Source organism: Brevibacillus sp. YAE8 (assembly GCF_057543335.1).
Window position 1 is genome coordinate 1 of record NZ_BAAIYG010000173.1, and the last position, 525, is coordinate 525.

Annotated in this window: 1 protein-coding gene; it reads left to right on the forward strand. The window is 44.0% G+C overall.

Annotation, left to right across the window (positions count from 1 at the left end; genetic code table 11):
• Window positions 1-141 precede the first annotated feature (141 nt).
• A partial coding sequence (locus AC27IT_RS28220; protein WP_487092323.1) for a response regulator transcription factor occupies window positions 142-525 on the forward strand: 384 nt, incomplete at its 3' end.

The window sequence follows — 525 nt, forward strand, 5'->3', positions numbered from 1 at the left end:
TGACGAACAAAACCATGCAGTCTGGTTTTTATACTTCTTGTCAAAGAGGTGATTCAGTTCGTTCCGCCTTGATCAATATACCCTTATAGGGTATATTTTTAAAATAGCGGACTTATATTTTGACTAAAGAGGTGCTAGACATTGAACGTGCTGCTTGTCGATGATGAAAACCGGATGCTCGATCTGCTGGAGCTTTATTTAGAGCATTATTCGTGCACAAAAGCCGCCACCGGAAAAGAAGCCCTGGACTTAATAAAAATGCGCAATTTCGATCTTGTCATCCTCGATATCATGATGCCTGAAATGGACGGATGGACGGTTTGCAAAGAGATCCGAAGATTGACAAGCATTCCGGTTATCATGCTGACGGCAAAAAACGGGCAGGATGATATTGTACGAGGCCTGAACTGCGGTGCAGACGATTATTTAACAAAGCCGTTCAGCGAAAAAGTGCTGCTTGCCAAAATAGAAGCCGTCCTGCGCAGAACCCGCCGATTTCATGAAATCAGGTTCCGCGGTTTAATC